At 34.8% G+C, this 14,558-nt stretch carries 15 protein-coding genes; 8 read left to right on the forward strand and 7 right to left on the reverse strand.

Annotated features, from left to right (window positions below; translation table 11 throughout):
• Positions 1 to 49: 49 nt before the first annotated feature.
• Positions 50 to 1,216, forward strand: a complete 1,167-nt coding sequence (gene metB, locus A9G30_RS00490; RefSeq protein ID WP_065587719.1) for a cystathionine gamma-synthase — start codon at positions 50 to 52, stop codon at positions 1,214 to 1,216.
• Positions 1,217 to 1,293: 77 nt separating this feature from the next.
• Here metB and citX read toward each other — a convergent pair whose 3' ends face one another.
• The 7 genes from citX to A9G30_RS00525 all read right to left on the reverse strand — a co-directional run bounded on the left by citX (position 1,294) and on the right by A9G30_RS00525 (position 8,019).
• Positions 1,294 to 1,845, reverse strand: coding sequence for a citrate lyase holo-[acyl-carrier protein] synthase (gene citX / locus A9G30_RS00495; protein ID WP_176700812.1), 552 nt, complete (start codon positions 1,843 to 1,845; stop codon positions 1,294 to 1,296).
• A gap of 77 nt (positions 1,846 to 1,922) precedes the next feature.
• Positions 1,923 to 3,452 (reverse strand): citrate lyase subunit alpha, encoded by a 1,530-nt coding sequence (gene citF, locus A9G30_RS00500; protein WP_065582400.1) that lies wholly within the window; start codon positions 3,450 to 3,452, stop codon positions 1,923 to 1,925.
• A gap of 12 nt (positions 3,453 to 3,464) precedes the next feature.
• Positions 3,465 to 4,352, reverse strand: coding sequence for a citrate (pro-3S)-lyase subunit beta (citE, locus tag A9G30_RS00505; protein WP_065587721.1), 888 nt, complete (start codon positions 4,350 to 4,352; stop codon positions 3,465 to 3,467).
• Entirely contained in the window at positions 4,349 to 4,639 is a 291-nt protein-coding gene (gene citD / locus A9G30_RS00510; protein WP_065561413.1) for a citrate lyase acyl carrier protein, read from the reverse strand. Before citD ends, citE begins: the two co-directional genes overlap by 4 nt.
• Before the next feature lie 21 nt (positions 4,640 to 4,660).
• Positions 4,661 to 5,695, reverse strand: coding sequence for a [citrate (pro-3S)-lyase] ligase (citC, locus tag A9G30_RS00515; RefSeq protein WP_065587722.1), 1,035 nt, complete (start codon positions 5,693 to 5,695; stop codon positions 4,661 to 4,663).
• Positions 5,696 to 5,705: 10 nt separating this feature from the next.
• The gene (locus A9G30_RS00520; protein WP_065587723.1) at positions 5,706 to 6,545 is read right to left on the reverse strand and encodes a fumarylacetoacetate hydrolase family protein; all 840 of its coding nucleotides are present in this window, start codon (positions 6,543 to 6,545) and stop codon (positions 5,706 to 5,708) included.
• A gap of 94 nt (positions 6,546 to 6,639) precedes the next feature.
• On the reverse strand, positions 6,640 to 8,019 hold the full coding sequence (locus A9G30_RS00525) for a 2-hydroxycarboxylate transporter family protein (protein ID WP_081295517.1): 1,380 nt from the start codon (positions 8,017 to 8,019) through the stop codon (positions 6,640 to 6,642).
• Positions 8,020 to 8,201: 182 nt separating this feature from the next.
• Here A9G30_RS00525 and A9G30_RS00530 point away from each other — a divergent pair, with 182 nt between their 5' ends.
• The 7 genes from A9G30_RS00530 to A9G30_RS00560 all read left to right on the forward strand — a co-directional run bounded on the left by A9G30_RS00530 (position 8,202) and on the right by A9G30_RS00560 (position 14,502).
• The gene (locus tag A9G30_RS00530; protein ID WP_065587724.1) at positions 8,202 to 9,791 is read left to right on the forward strand and encodes an ATP-binding protein; all 1,590 of its coding nucleotides are present in this window, start codon (positions 8,202 to 8,204) and stop codon (positions 9,789 to 9,791) included.
• Positions 9,792 to 9,805: 14 nt separating this feature from the next.
• On the forward strand, positions 9,806 to 10,507 hold the full coding sequence (locus A9G30_RS00535) for a response regulator (protein ID WP_065582405.1): 702 nt from the start codon (positions 9,806 to 9,808) through the stop codon (positions 10,505 to 10,507).
• A 165-nt stretch (positions 10,508 to 10,672) separates the two neighbouring features.
• Positions 10,673 to 11,644 carry a glutathione S-transferase family protein gene (locus A9G30_RS00540; protein ID WP_065587725.1) on the forward strand — a complete coding sequence of 324 codons (972 nt, stop codon included), beginning with the start codon at positions 10,673 to 10,675 and terminating at the stop codon, positions 11,642 to 11,644.
• Between the two features lie 19 nt (positions 11,645 to 11,663).
• On the forward strand, positions 11,664 to 12,404 hold the full coding sequence (locus tag A9G30_RS00545; protein ID WP_065587726.1) for an amino acid ABC transporter permease: 741 nt from the start codon (positions 11,664 to 11,666) through the stop codon (positions 12,402 to 12,404).
• The gene (locus tag A9G30_RS00550) at positions 12,401 to 13,159 is read left to right on the forward strand and encodes an amino acid ABC transporter ATP-binding protein (protein ID WP_065587727.1); all 759 of its coding nucleotides are present in this window, start codon (positions 12,401 to 12,403) and stop codon (positions 13,157 to 13,159) included. The genes A9G30_RS00545 and A9G30_RS00550 overlap by 4 nt, the downstream gene beginning before the upstream one ends.
• A 14-nt stretch (positions 13,160 to 13,173) precedes the next feature.
• A complete protein-coding gene (locus A9G30_RS00555; RefSeq protein ID WP_065587728.1) occupies positions 13,174 to 13,599 on the forward strand; it encodes a GNAT family N-acetyltransferase in 426 nt (141 codons plus the stop codon).
• Between the two features lie 66 nt (positions 13,600 to 13,665).
• A complete protein-coding gene (locus A9G30_RS00560; protein WP_065587729.1) occupies positions 13,666 to 14,502 on the forward strand; it encodes a transporter substrate-binding domain-containing protein in 837 nt (278 codons plus the stop codon).
• Positions 14,503 to 14,558: the final 56 nt, after the last annotated feature.

A 14,558-nucleotide genomic window follows, 5' to 3' on the forward strand; every position in this document is an offset into this window, starting at 1 on the left:
TACAATCGATTCTTGAGCTAAACAAAGTGCTATTTAGAGGAAGGTTATTATGGCTAATCAATTTAACAAATTAAGCCAAGGAACCATTGCTGTTCGTGGTGGACTCAATACTGATGAGCAATATGGCAGTGTCGTACCAGTTATCACTCCATCTACTTGTTATCGTTATGAAGAATTTGCTAAGCCAAGAGAGTTTGACTATGCAAGGAAAGCAAATCCGAGCCGTCGCTTAGTCGAGCAAACCGTTGCAAAATTAGAAGGTGGCGCAGATGCTATTTTAACTAACTGCGGTATGTCTGCCATCCACCTTGTTAGTGTTGCCTTATTAACACCAAACGATGTAGTTGTTGCTCCTCATGATTGTTATGGTGGCAGCTATCGGCTTTTTAATAGTTTAAGCCAAAAAGGCTACTTTAAAGTAAAATTCGTTGATCAATCTGACCCAGCCGCATTGCAAGAAGCATTGAGTTTACATCCTAAATTAGTATTAATTGAAACGCCAAGCAATCCCTTGCTCCGAGTTGTAGATATTAAAGAAATTGCGCAGCAAGCACATAACATTGGCGCTTTGGTTTTAGTCGATAATACCTTTATGACGCCTATTTTGCAAAAACCATTAGAGCTTGGTGCTGATATGGTTACCCATTCTTGTACCAAATTTTTAAACGGGCATTCGGATTTACTCGCTGGCATTTTAGTTTTCAAAGATCAACAACTCGCTACAGAAGTATTATGGTGGGCAAATAATATTGGTACGCTTACTTCATCATTTGATAGTTATCTGTTATTGCGTGGATTACGGACTCTTGCTGCTCGAGTTAATTTGCAACAAAAAAATGCCCAAAAAGTTGTTGAGTTTCTTGTTAATCACCCAAAAATAGCAAAAGTTTTTCATCCCTCTTTACCATCTAATCTTGGGCATGATATTGCTAAAGAACAACAAAAGGGGTTTGGTTCGTTACTAAGTTTTGAATTGGCTGGTGATGCCGATGTAATGCCGAAATTTTTAAAAGCGCTTAAAATTATTACATTAGCTCAATCACTTGGTGGCGTTGAAAGCCTTGTCTGCCACCCTGCAACAATGACACATTCAGGTATTAGTGCTGAAGCACGAAAAACAGCGGGTATTTCAGATCAGCTATTACGTATTTCAGTTGGTTTAGAAGATATTACTGATTTACTGGCTGATTTACAGCAAGCACTTGAAACAATTTAATTAAATTTTTAGATTAAAAAAGGATTGATGACATAATGCTGTAATGTTATTTCATCAATCCATTATTTGCAATTTTGTTAAAGTAATGTTTTATTTTTTTTGAAATTTTCTATCTTCTTTTTTATCTCGGTAAAAATTTCATCGATTGAATGCCGTTTAGCTCTACCACAAATTTTTGCCTCTTCATTGCAGACCAAACATTGTCTTGGTTGATTTTCGAATTGTGAACGTGACAGGCTATTTTGTGTAACAATGTCAATAACATCAATATCCCACAAACGCCCTAAGGGATGATTATTTTCAACTTCAATACAATATTTTTTAAGGGTTTTAGCTGAACATTTAATTGCTATAATTGCTTCTGAACCAGTGATGTAATGAAAATGATCTTCATTGATTATTGTTATATCGTTTTGTAAAAAACAGTGATGTAAAGCTGTAATTGCTTCGTCAAAAAGATAACGGGCTCCGCTACTGTTTTTTATTGGACCAGGAATAACTATGCTTAATGATATGATCGGATATTTATAGCATGTCATTGCATTCTTTTGGTTTTCAACTCGCTTTTCCTTGGCTAGTAGCATTTGCCCAAGGGTAATAGGAGTGCCATCATCGAATTTAATTTGCATTTTTTTCATTGGATAGAAAAAGTAATAGCATGACACTTTTACATGTCAGGCTATTACTATATTAATAAAGATTAAAATTAATCTTTAACTTCACGCACGACATCAATAACTGAACCGTCGCGGAAATGGACAATACCAACAATTTTATCTTTAAACTCAATTGGTTTTGGCTCACCAGTTAAAGATACAGCACGTTGATAAAGCTCTTCAATGCTCATAATTGGTAAATTAGCTGCTTTTAAACGTTCAGCAATTTCTGGACGATTAGGATTAACCGCAATACCATGGTCAGTTACTAGTACATCAACGCTTTCACCAGGAGTGACTAATGTTGTTACCTTTTTAATTACCGTTGGAATACGGCTACGAATAAGTGGAGCAACAACAATTGTTAAGTTGGCACCAGCAGCAGTATCACAGTGACCGCCAGACGCACCACGCATAACGCCGTCAGAACCCGTTAATACGTTGACATTGTAATTAAGGTCAATTTCTAAAGCACTTAAAATAACAATATCAAGTTCATCAACGCTCGCCCCTTTTGATGCCGGGTTCGCATAAACGTTGGTTGATACTTCAATATGATCTTTATTTTTACCTAAAGATTGTCCAGCTGTGCCATCAAAGCTTTGAGTGTCTAATAAACGTTTAACTAATCCTTTTTCATGAAGATCAACAATACTTGCGGTAATACCACCTAATGCAAATGATGCAGTGATATTTTTCGCACGCATACGATTTTCAAGGAAACGAGTTGCCGCAGTTGACGATGCACCCGAACCAGTTTGAATTGAAAAACCATCTTTGAAATAGCCTGAATGTTCAATAACATCAGCGGCATAACGAGCGATCATTAGCTCACGTGGATTGCTAGTGATACGCGCTGCACCCACACTGATTTTAGTTGGATCACCCACCTCATCAACTTTAACAATATAGTCAACTTGATCTTGGCGAATACTTGCCGGATGGTTAGGATATCCAACGATATCTTCAGTCAGTAGTACCACTTTTTTAGCAAATTGCGCATCAACCATAGCATAACCTAGAGCACCACATTGTGATTTTCCTGATACACCATTAGCGTTACCTTGTTCATCAGCGGTTGATACAGCTAAAAATGCGATATCAATGTTAATTTCACCACTTTGGATTAGTTTTACACGTCCACCATGAGAATGGATATGGACTGGGTTTTCCATTAAACCGTGAGAAATCGCATCGGCTAATTTACCACGTAGACCAGAGGTATAAATTTTAGTAACCACACCTGACTCTATATGAGGAATAAGTGCAGCATTACAGCTTAATAGTGAGCTTGATGCTAATGTTAAATTTTTAATCCCTAATTTGCTAATAGTTTCAACTACTTTGTTGATAACTTTATCGCCTTCACGAAATGCATGATGGAAAGAAATGGTCATACCATCACGTAATTCACATTTTTTGATTGCTTGTTCAATAGAGTCACACAATTTACGCGTATATTTAGATTCATCTTTTAAATATGGAGTCGTGGCATTAGCGTCAATAAATGGCGTGATATTCTTGAGATCAGGGTGCTGTTTAAGCAAATCATCAATTTTTTTATTTATGGAAGTAGTCATTTTTCAATCCTATCAAATTTCTTTACGTACACCAGAATACTTGGCTAGCTCAATAACTTTTCTAGCACGAGCAATAATCGGTGCATCAATCATTTTGCCGTTTAAGGAAATAACGCCAAGGCCTTTTCTTTCACCTTCTTCTGCTGCTTCAACTACTTTTTGAGCATGATCAACTTCAGCTGCGGTTGGAGCATAAGCATTATGTAATAGTTCAATTTGTCTTGGATTGATCAGTGATTTACCGTTATATCCGAGTTTTTTGATTAAGCTAACTTCTTTTAAGAAACCTTCATCATCATTAACATTTGAATACACCACATCAAAGGCATCAATGCCAGCTACACGTGCTGCATGTAATACTGCGCAGCGAGCATAAAATAACTCAGTACCGTCGCCACGCTCAGTTTGCATATCAACAAGATAGTCAAATGCAGCTAGCGCAATACCAATTAAACGTGGAGAAGATTTAGCGATAGAAACGGCATTAACAACACCTTGAGCAGATTCGATTGCAGCCATTAATTTAGTGCTACCAACTTCACGCCCACACTCTTTTTCGATTCTTTCAACATGAGCTTCTAACTCATGAATATCTTCAGCACAGTTAGTCATAGGTAAACGTACTACATCAACACCCGCTCGTACAACTGCTTCAAGGTCTTTTAAACCAAATGGAGTATCAAGCGCGTTGATTCGTACTACTGTTTCGATTCCGTGTTCTTTATACACAGGAAGCAGTAATGTTTGAGCCACTAATAAACGTGCTGAATCTTTTTCTTTAATTGAAACAGCATCTTCAAGATCAAACATAATTGAATCAGGCTTATAAACAAACGAAGTTGATAACATAGCGGCGTTTGCACCTGGAAGAAATAGCATACTTCGACGTAATTTTTTCATAGTAATTTACTCCAATCTAAGTTTTCTTCTTCTGCGCCACGTAAAACTGCACATTGAACTCTAGCTTTAATAGCGCAATCAAGTGCACCTTTATCATCAATAATGATTAAACCGTCGGTTACATTAAGCTCATTTAAAGTTTGATCAACAACCGCACGGATTTGATCGCCAAATTGTTTATTAACATCACTATTAATAACAATTTCAATTCCCGTGTTAGGCATGACTTTGACTAACAAATCGCTAGATTCAAGAGTTCCCGCCATGGCTTCTTTTTGTATTTTCATTTTTTTACCTTTTAAAACGTATTAAATTTTAAATTTATCCAAATTAGCTGAAAGGTAATCCCAAGTAGTAGATGGAACTAGTTTTTTTACCTCTTCATATTGCCCTGATGCCAATAATTTTCTTACTAATGAAGCTGATACAATAGTGTCACCTTCGGTTATTCGTTGAACTTCAACAAAAGTAATTGCTGAGTGGTTACTAACTGCTCTATCTTCAAGCCAATAAGACATTGCTTCATTATAAGCCTTAGTTACTTCGTCATAGGGTTCAGTTCCAACAAATCGATAGTTAATATTAAGCGCTGGAGCAATATAATTTCGAAATATAAGCAGATCGATACCCATATAGGCCTGATCGATTTTTGTCTTATCTTTTAGAAAATAAGTTGGAAATGTTGCTCTTGAGATAATATAAGGAGAACTTGCATGCACCGTAACATTTTTTATCTGTTTAGTACCATCTTTAACTAACTTCAAACGTGTATCAAATGAAAATAGCGATGCATTTTCATTGACGACAAAAACATGCAACCAATCACATTGACTTGCAGCATATTGAATAAGATATTGATGGCCTTTAGTGAAAGGATTAGCATTCATAACAATACTACCGATTTTGCTCCCTTCTTTTTGTTGCGTGCTTAGCTGTTTACAATATTGTCTTATTCCAACTGGATTGTTTTCCATTAGGACAACAAGATCTGTTATTTCAACAATAGGATAAAACCCACATCCTTTAAAGAAATCTATATTTTCAGGTTTTGTATACAAAAAAAGATGGAAATAGCCGTTTTCATTGGCATATTTTATTGCATGATCCATCAAGGTTAGATTTAGTTGATTGCCACGATAATTAGGATCAATAGCAACACATTTAATAATATTGCGATCAATACCTGCACAAGCAATAATTTGTTCATTGATTTTAGCTACCATAAAAACAGTAACTTGTGAATCCAGATCAAGATCAGAGCAAGATAACAACTGTTTAATTTCTTGATAATCTTGTTCCGCTTTAGAAATATCAACAACGGCATAATCAACTAAATCGTACATAAATTTACCTCTATTCAGCTACTACATAATTAGTTAGTCGACCAATTCCTGTAATTTCGACTTCAATTGTATCGCCATCTTTCATAAATACTGGAGGATTACGTTTTTTACCAACTCCACCAGGTGATCCAGTAAGAATAACATCACCCGGAGATAAATGGGTAAAAGCACTAATATAAGAAATTAATTCAGGCACAGTATGCACAAGATTTTTAACTGAATCATGTTGCATTTGCTCGCCATTTAAATAAGTAGTTAAAGATAATACTTTTGGATCAGGAATTTCATCGCTTGTTGTAATACATGGACCGAAAGCACCAGTGCTAGGCCAGTTTTTACCTGCGGTAAACCAAGTATATTGCCAATCGCGAATAGAACCATCCATATAACAGCTATAGCCAGCTACATATGATAACGCATCTTCTTGCTTAATGCGAAAACCCGCTTTACCTATAATAATAGCTAATTCTCCTTCATAATCCAACTCATTAGTAATAGCAGGTTTAATAATGTTGGTTTTATGACCTGTTTGAGAATCAGGGAAACGAACAAAAAGCGTTGGTGCTGAACTGGTTTCATTAAATTCTGCTCGTTTTTCGGCATAGTTCATACCAACACACAAGATTTTATTTGGATTTGGAATAACGGGTAAATAAGTAATGTCTTGTTCATCAATGTCACTTGGGGCATTAAGGTAGGTTTTGGCAATAGATAGTCCTTCTTTATCGGCAAGTAGTGATTTTAAATCGGCATATTTATCGCCTAATTTTTGCTTTAAATCAACAATACCGTTGTGAGTAAGAAGACCAAAACTTGCTCTACCAGAGACAAGATAACTGACAAGCTTCATGAAAACTCCTTAAAAGCTATTTTGTTAATTGTAAATATTAAATAAAAATGAACAACCTTAGTATAAACCAAGGTTGTTTTTTAATATGTAAAATCTATACTAAGAAATTGCCGAGAATAAGTAATGATACTGATACATTAATTGCACCACCAATACGAGTTGCAATTTGTGCAAACGGCATAAGTTCCATACGTTCTGCAGCAGTTAAGATTGCCACGTCACCCGTTCCACCTTGACCACTTTGACAACAAGAAATAACAGCAGCATCAACAGGATACATACCAAGTTTTTTAGCAACAAAGAAACCAGTAGTAACCAAACTAACAACTGTACAAACAATAACAATTAGGTTTGTGATTGTGAATGCTTCAACAATTTTTTCCCATGGTGTAATTGCTACACCTACTGCAAATAAAATTGGATAGGTAACAGACGTCTGGAAAAATTTATAAACAACTTGTGAACCACTTAATACTTTAGGTGAAACACCAGATACTAATTTAACAAAAACAGCTGCAAATAGCATTCCTACTGGAGCTGGAATACCAGTCACTTTGTGACCAATCATACCAACCATATAAAGAATAGCTGCTAATAATACACCTGAAGCGAATGTAGTTACATCAATAATCGATTCAGTTTTTGCTGCTTTTTTATCAGCAACTTCATCATCTGCTGGTAATAGTCGACCGTTACCAGTTAAGTGTGGATAAGCTTTACCGATACGATTTAAAATACCACCACAAATAATACCAGTTAAACCACCTAACATTACGATTGGTAACACACGACCAAGCGCATCACCTTGTTCCATACCTAAGATTGAAGCGTACCCGATTGAAAGTGGAATCGCACCTTCACCAACACCACCGGCCATAATAGGTAATACTAAGAAGAAGAATGTTTCAAATGGTGTTAAACCAAGTAAATAACCAACGCCGACACCAACAAGCATACCAACGATTTCACCACATACCATTGGGCCGAAGATTTTTAAGAATCCTTGGATAAGTGTTTTCTTATCCATATTCATAATACTACCCACGATGATACAACAGATATATAAATAAAGAATATGTGTATCTTTATAGAATTTTTTTGTTGCAACAACGACTGGTTCAGGAAGAATACCATAATAAACTAATGCAGAAGGAATAAAGGTTGCACAAATTGCTGCTGCACCCATTTTCCCAATGATAGGTAAGCGTTTACCGATTTCGCCACATAAAAAACCAAAAAAAGCACAAGTCACTACCATGACAACAATTTCACTAGGCAATTTACCCGTTACTAATACTTCACTAAAAATAAGGATGCCAGCAATAATAAATAATGGTAATGGAATAACACCAATTTTATAGTTGTCCATTAGGCGCCACCAATTATATGGCCAACCTGTTAGCCTTTCTTCAAAGGACTTACTCGTTGATTCTTTTTGATTACGTTTATTTTCAAGTGACTTAAAATCCGCCATTTATTTTTTTCTCCAAAATGATTTTACTTATTCAAATTTAATGGGTGTATCTTTACAAAAAATTAATAATTTTTTTGTGATATAAATCATAAATTAACTGTGGTTTTTATGGTTTTAACGGCTATATGTTTTTTAATGCTATGTTAGAATTATTTTAATTTAATTTGAGAAGTAAATGTAAAATGCGAAAAAAAATTCAGTTATCGTTTACAACAAAGCTTTTTTTATCGCTGCTGTTTTTTTCGTTGATTGTGCTTGCGTTATTACAGAGCTATATTTGGAATACGATAGAAACTAATTTATATCGTAGCCTGGGCGAAAAAGCTCAAATCCAAGCAAAAGAGCTATCTGTTTTACCAAGTTTAATTCAATATGTCAAAGATAAAGATACTTCAAAAATAGCTGATCTTATCATAGATATATTTGAACAAAGTGATGCTAGCTATATTGTTATTGGTGATGCAAAGGCTAATCGTCTATTCCATACGGCTAATAGCCCTTTACACTCGCCTATGATTGGTGGCGATAATAAGGAGGTTCTTAGTGGTAATAGTAGCATTACAATTAGTGAGGGTTCTCTTGGCTTAGCATTAAGAGGTAAAGCGCCGATCGTTGATAACGGTAAAATTATAGGTATTGTTTCAGTCGGTTATATGATTGATGATATTAATGCATTGCATATACAACAAGTTATACCATTTATTATTTGTTGTTCGTTATTGTTTCTAGCGTTATTTATTTTTTCTTATTTTTTTTCAAAAGCAATAAAAAAACAGATGTTTAATTTAGAGCCTAAAGCAATTGCATTACTGGTAAAAAGCCAAAAATCAATTATGGAATCTATTTTTGAAGGTGTTATTGCAATCGATCTGAGTTATAACATTATCAATATTAATCAATCAGCTCGCACTATGTTGGATATTAAAATCAGTGATGATGAGCTACATAAACATAATTTAAGCGAGTTTATTCAATCAACCGATTTTATTTTTAGAAATGAAAGTCAAACAGAAGACATACACGATCATATTTGTTATTTCAATAATATTATCGTGATTGCGAACAAAGTTCGCGTGGTGATCGATGATAAAATTCAAGGTTGGGTTATTACTTTCCGTAACTTTGACGATATTAATATATTAAGTATGCAATTAACACAAGTGAAGCAGTATGTTGATAATTTACGTGCATTAAGGCATGAGCATCTTAATTGGTTGGCAACATTATCTGGTTTAATTTATATGAAACGGTATGAAGAAGCTCAATCTTTTATTGCATTACATTCTGCAGATAATCAAAGCAATCTAGATTTTATTACGGAGCATTTTAAGGTTCCAGCTGTATGTGGTTTATTAATCGGTAAATATTCAAAAGCGCATGAGCTAGGCTTAAATTTAATATTTGATCCTGCATGCCAATTAAGTGAATTACCCTTACTTATGGCTGAAACAGAATTTATGTCAATTTTAGGTAACTTGCTTGATAATGCTTTTAATGCGAGTTTGAAAAATGATCCTGGAGATAAAACAATTTATTTATATCTTAGTGATGCAACAGACGAAATTGTATTAGAAGTGACTGATCAAGGTTGTGGTGTTGATAAAAGTATTCGTAATTCAATTTTTGAACCAGGCGTCACATCACAAGAGGGTAAAGAACATGGTATTGGTTTACACCTTGTTTCAACTTACATAAAAAAAGCCAATGGTTATATTACGTTTGAAGATAATATTCCCTATGGAACCATTTTTTCTGTATTTATCCCTAAATAATAAAAGGTAATTATATGAACGAGTTTCAAGAAGATGTCATTAAAGTGCTTATTATCGAAGATGAGCCAATACTAGCTGAGTTAAATGCAGAATTTATTCAAAAAGATACAAGAGTTAAAGTCATAGGTATTGCTTCCAATCTAGAAGAAGCTAAAATCATGGTTGAAAGACTCAAACCAACATTGATTTTACTGGATAATTATTTGCCTGATGGCAAAGGAATTGAATTATTTGAATATATTATTAATAATCATTTAGATTGTTATGTAATTTTTATTACAGCAGCAAGTGATATGGAAACGTGTAGTAAAGCCATTCGTTACGGTGCTTTTGATTATTTGATTAAGCCAGTTTCTTACCAACGTTTAAAACATTCACTTGAACGTTTTGAACTCTTTTTGTATCGACAAAGCCTACAAAAACATGTCAACCAACGAAAAATTGATGAGCTTTTCAATTTACAAACAAAAGACTTTGTGAACATGAATCGACACTCAAAAGGTATTGAAGAAATCACTTTACAGAAAGTGAAAGACATTTTTATGCAGACCGATAACGTACTAACCGTTGATGAAATAGTTGAAAAAGCCAATATTAGTAAAACAACTGCCAGACGATACTTAGAGTATTGTGTTCAAATAAAATTATTAACGGTCGAGCTTAATCACGGCAAAATTGGTCGCCCAGAAAGGCTATATAAACGTTTAGGGAAATAGTTAACCTAATTAAGACAATTTTTATACTGTAACTTATTTTCTATATAATTGATAATTATATAAATATGCTTATTTGTTATTTTATCTGCGAAATATTTGATGTTAGATTGAACTAAGTTGTCAGATAGTTGCATTTTCCAGTACCAAATAATGAGGGGTAAGCATATGTCTTTAGCTATAGAAAAAATTGCTACTAATGAAAATAATGAGATTGACAAAAATGGGGCATTTGTTCGCCAAGCAAACCGCTTTGACACACCATTTGGCGATAAGCCCGGACAGTTACCTGTTGAAGCTGGTCGTTATCGTTTAATTTGGGCAGCCATTTGTCCTTGGGCACATCGCTCAATGATTGCTATCAAATTATTGGGATTAGACAATGTCATTAGTGTAGGTAAAGTAAACCCAATTAGAACTAATAAGGGCTGGGAATTTTCACTGGATGCTGGCGGTGTTGATCCTGTGCTTGGTATCCGTTATTTACCTGAAATCTATGCTTCAACCGATCCACTATATGAAGGAAGAGCAACAGTACCAACGGTTGTTGATATTAAAACAGGCAAAGTTGTCAATAATGATTATTTTAAGCTTACTTATTATTGGGAAACAGCATTTAAATCTTTTCATAAAACTGGCGCTCCAGACCTTTATCCTAAAAAATTACGTGCTGATATTGACGCACTAAATGATGTAATATTTCATGAAGTGAATAATGGTGTGTATAAAGCGGGTTTTGCACGCACGCAAAAAGCCTATGAAGATGCATATCATCTTGTCTTTAATCAATTAGATAAATTGGAACAGCGTTTGAGCCAATCACGTTATCTATTTGGTGATCAAATTACGGATTCTGATATTCGCCTTTATGTTACTTTGGCTCGATTTGATGTTGCCTACTATTGCGCTTTTAAAACCAATCGTAATCGGATTATCGACTATCCTAACTTATGGGCCTATGCTCGAGATCTTTATCAAATGCCTGCTTTTGGTGAAACAACGGATTTTCAGGCAATCAAAAAAGGCTACTTTTTAGGAGATAGCGCGCATAACCCCTATGACATTTTGCCTTTGGGGCCTGATGTCAATAATTGGCATACTCCACATAACAGGGACAAACAGTTTAGTTCAAGTCAATAATTTTAATGGGATAATTATAATGCCAAATATATTGGATGTCGGATTGATTTTTGCCCAAATCCCAACGTTACTTGCTTACTTACCTGTAACACTTTTTATTACCTTTTTCTCGATGCTTCTTGGCATCATTTTCGGATTAATGATTGCTATCGTCAAAATGAATAAAATACCAATATTATCACCGATAGCGACGGTTTTTGTCTCTTTTATCAGAGGCACGCCATTATTGGTGCAACTCTATTTAAGTTTTTATGGCATCCCCATTCTATTACGTTATATCAATTATTTTTATGGCACTGATTATAATATCAATGGCATACCCTCAATGCTTTTTGTATTAATTGCATTTTCTTTCAACGAGGCGGCTTATAATTCAGAAACAATACGTGCGGCATTGCAGTCTGTTAATAAAGGACAGATTGAAGCAGCACAATCATTAGGTATGACCTATAGTCAGTTGTTACGTCGAATTGTCATTCCTGAAGCTTTTATTGTGGCGTTGCCCAATTTAGGTAACGCAATGATTGGTTTGTTAAAAGGCACATCGTTAGCGTTTGTCTGCTCAGTCACAGAAATGACTGGCAGAGGCAAAACCTTAGCAGGGCATAGTTACCGTTATTTTGAAGTTTATATTTCATTGGCATTAATTTATTGGGTCTTAACCATTATCATTGAACTAATTGTCAAATATTTGGAAAAGCGCTTAACCATTTCTGATTGTGCTAACACCCCAAGTTATCGCCGAGGAAAATTATTATGATTAATGTGCAAAATTTAACCTTGTCTTTTCATCATAATCTTATATTAAATCACCTTAACTTTCATATTCACCCCGCTGAAATTGTGGCGATTATTGGGGCTTCTGGTGCGGGTAAGTCAACGCTTTTGAGATGTTTAAATTTATTAGAAAAGCCAAAGCAAGGTAAGATTCGCATTGATAATTTTCAACTTGATGTGAGTTGTATAAAAAGACATGAAATTGTTACATTTCGCCAACAATCGGCAATGGTATTTCAACAATTCAATCTATTTCAACAAAAAAATGCCTTAGAAAATGTGATGGAAGGGCTAATTGTTGTCAAAAAATACTCAAAGGATAAAGCGCAACAGATAGCACACGAAAAACTAGTGCAAGTAGGACTCGGCGAACGAATCTATCATTATCCCAAACAATTATCTGGTGGGCAACAGCAACGAGTTGCCATTGCTCGAGCATTAGCTATGGAGCCCAAAGTCTTATTACTTGATGAACCAACCTCAGCGCTTGATCCCGAGTTAGTGGGTGAAGTATTAGCAACAATAAAAATAGCTGCTAAATCAGGGGTTACTATGATTTTAGTTTCTCATGAAATGAGTTTTGTGCATGATATTGCAACTAGAGTGTTATTTTTAGATAAAGGCCAAATCATTGAAGATGGTTCACCACAGCAGGTATTTGCAAATCCGACGCAACAAAGAACAAAAGATTTTTTAGCGAGATATTATTCAACAGGGCAAATTGATTACGAAATTTAATAAATGGAGCATGAATGAAAATTGTTATTCAACAACATTGTGAAGATATTAATTGGCAAGATGTTGCTGATTTGCTGACTTTTTATGGATTAAGCTCATTTGACGCAAAGACACAAGAACAGGTGTTTCGAAATAGTTATGCTGTGGTATTTTTACTGGAAAAAGATCGGGTTGTTGGCGTAGGGCGTGCATTATCTGATGGTATTTGCCAAGCTGCGATATATAACATTGCGTTGGTAAAACGCCTCCATGGGCAACAATATGGAAGGCTGATTGTTGATAAACTCGTTGAGCGAGTACAACACTGTAATATCATCCTTTATACTCACCCACAAACTGTCGAGTTTTATAAAAATTTAGGTTTTGATTTAATGAAAACGGGCATGGCTCGTTATCAATCTGAGCACCTAACTGAAATGAAGAATATGGGGTTTATTTAAAATATAGTTAAAAAACAACTCAAAATAAGCGAAACATTGATCCAAACCAAAGAGAGGTATTGCATTATGAACGGCAAAAAATGGTATTTTTTTCTAATATTAGGTGCTTTGTTTTTAACGAGTTGCGACAATCAAAATAAAGGCACTAAAACTATAGGCTCTAAAACTACAGGGAAAGAAAAAATTGTTATTGCAACGTCTGGGTCACCTAGTCCTTTTTCTACAGTAGATGGACAAGGCGAGTTAATGGGATATGACATTGATGTTGCAAAAGCGGTATTTGCACAGTTACCGCAATATGAGGTTCGTTTTGAAATTACTGAATTTCCATCAATTTTAGCTGGGCTTGACTCACAACGTTATCACGTGGGCGCTAATAATTTCGCCATGAATGAAAAACGGAAAGAAAAGTATTTTTATTCTGACCCTATTTTTCAAAACCAATACGCCATTGCGGTGGCAAAAAACAATAATGATATAAAACAATTTAGTGATCTTAATGGGAAATCGACAGAAGTTTATCCAGGCCTTAACTATGCAACCGCATTAGAATTATATAATCAACAATACCCTAATAACCCCGTCAAAATTACCTATAGTGAAGCTGATTTATTGCCTGTGCTACAGCATGTTGAAACAGGGCAATATGATTTTCAATTAATCGATAAAGTGATGCTATCACAATTGATTAATGAACATAATCTTAACTTGAAAACAATAGAATTAAATAAAGATGATGCCGATCGAATTGCCTTACCATACAGCTATTTATTAATCAGCAAAGGGAATAAAGGCGAACAGTTAACTAAAGATATTAACGAGGGCATAAAAAAGATTATCAGTAATGGTGAATTAGCGAAAATAAGTGTTCACTATTTTGGCGCTGATTATTCACCTAAATAAGCAATTTTCTATTCTTTTTAATTAATTTTTTTATGGTAACCGCTATACGAAAATAC

It is taken from the genome of Gilliamella sp. Fer4-1, assembly GCF_001690515.1.
GTDB lineage: Bacteria > Pseudomonadota > Gammaproteobacteria > Enterobacterales > Orbaceae > Gilliamella > Gilliamella apicola_C.

Excerpts from the sequence above, each read along its gene's own strand:
- A9G30_RS00530 (WP_065587724.1), top strand. The coding sequence starts at position 8,202 with ATGCGAAAAAAAATTCAGTTATCGTTTACAACAAAGCTTTTTTTATCG.
- citC (WP_065587722.1), bottom strand. The coding sequence starts at position 5,695 with ATGTACGATTTAGTTGATTATGCCGTTGTTGATATTTCTAAAGCGGAA.
- metB (WP_065587719.1), top strand. The coding sequence starts at position 50 with ATGGCTAATCAATTTAACAAATTAAGCCAAGGAACCATTGCTGTTCGT.
- citF (WP_065582400.1), bottom strand. The coding sequence starts at position 3,452 with ATGACTACTTCCATAAATAAAAAAATTGATGATTTGCTTAAACAGCAC.
- A9G30_RS00550 (WP_065587727.1), top strand. The coding sequence starts at position 12,401 with ATGATTAATGTGCAAAATTTAACCTTGTCTTTTCATCATAATCTTATA.
- citX (WP_176700812.1), bottom strand. The coding sequence starts at position 1,845 with ATGCAAATTAAATTCGATGATGGCACTCCTATTACCCTTGGGCAAATG.
- A9G30_RS00555 (WP_065587728.1), top strand. The coding sequence starts at position 13,174 with ATGAAAATTGTTATTCAACAACATTGTGAAGATATTAATTGGCAAGAT.
- A9G30_RS00545 (WP_065587726.1), top strand. The coding sequence starts at position 11,664 with ATGCCAAATATATTGGATGTCGGATTGATTTTTGCCCAAATCCCAACG.
- A9G30_RS00520 (WP_065587723.1), bottom strand. The coding sequence starts at position 6,545 with ATGAAGCTTGTCAGTTATCTTGTCTCTGGTAGAGCAAGTTTTGGTCTT.
- citD (WP_065561413.1), bottom strand. The coding sequence starts at position 4,639 with ATGAAAATACAAAAAGAAGCCATGGCGGGAACTCTTGAATCTAGCGAT.
- A9G30_RS00535 (WP_065582405.1), top strand. The coding sequence starts at position 9,806 with ATGAACGAGTTTCAAGAAGATGTCATTAAAGTGCTTATTATCGAAGAT.
- citE (WP_065587721.1), bottom strand. The coding sequence starts at position 4,352 with ATGAAAAAATTACGTCGAAGTATGCTATTTCTTCCAGGTGCAAACGCC.
- A9G30_RS00525 (WP_081295517.1), bottom strand. The coding sequence starts at position 8,019 with ATGGCGGATTTTAAGTCACTTGAAAATAAACGTAATCAAAAAGAATCA.
- A9G30_RS00540 (WP_065587725.1), top strand. The coding sequence starts at position 10,673 with ATGTCTTTAGCTATAGAAAAAATTGCTACTAATGAAAATAATGAGATT.
- A9G30_RS00560 (WP_065587729.1), top strand. The coding sequence starts at position 13,666 with ATGAACGGCAAAAAATGGTATTTTTTTCTAATATTAGGTGCTTTGTTT.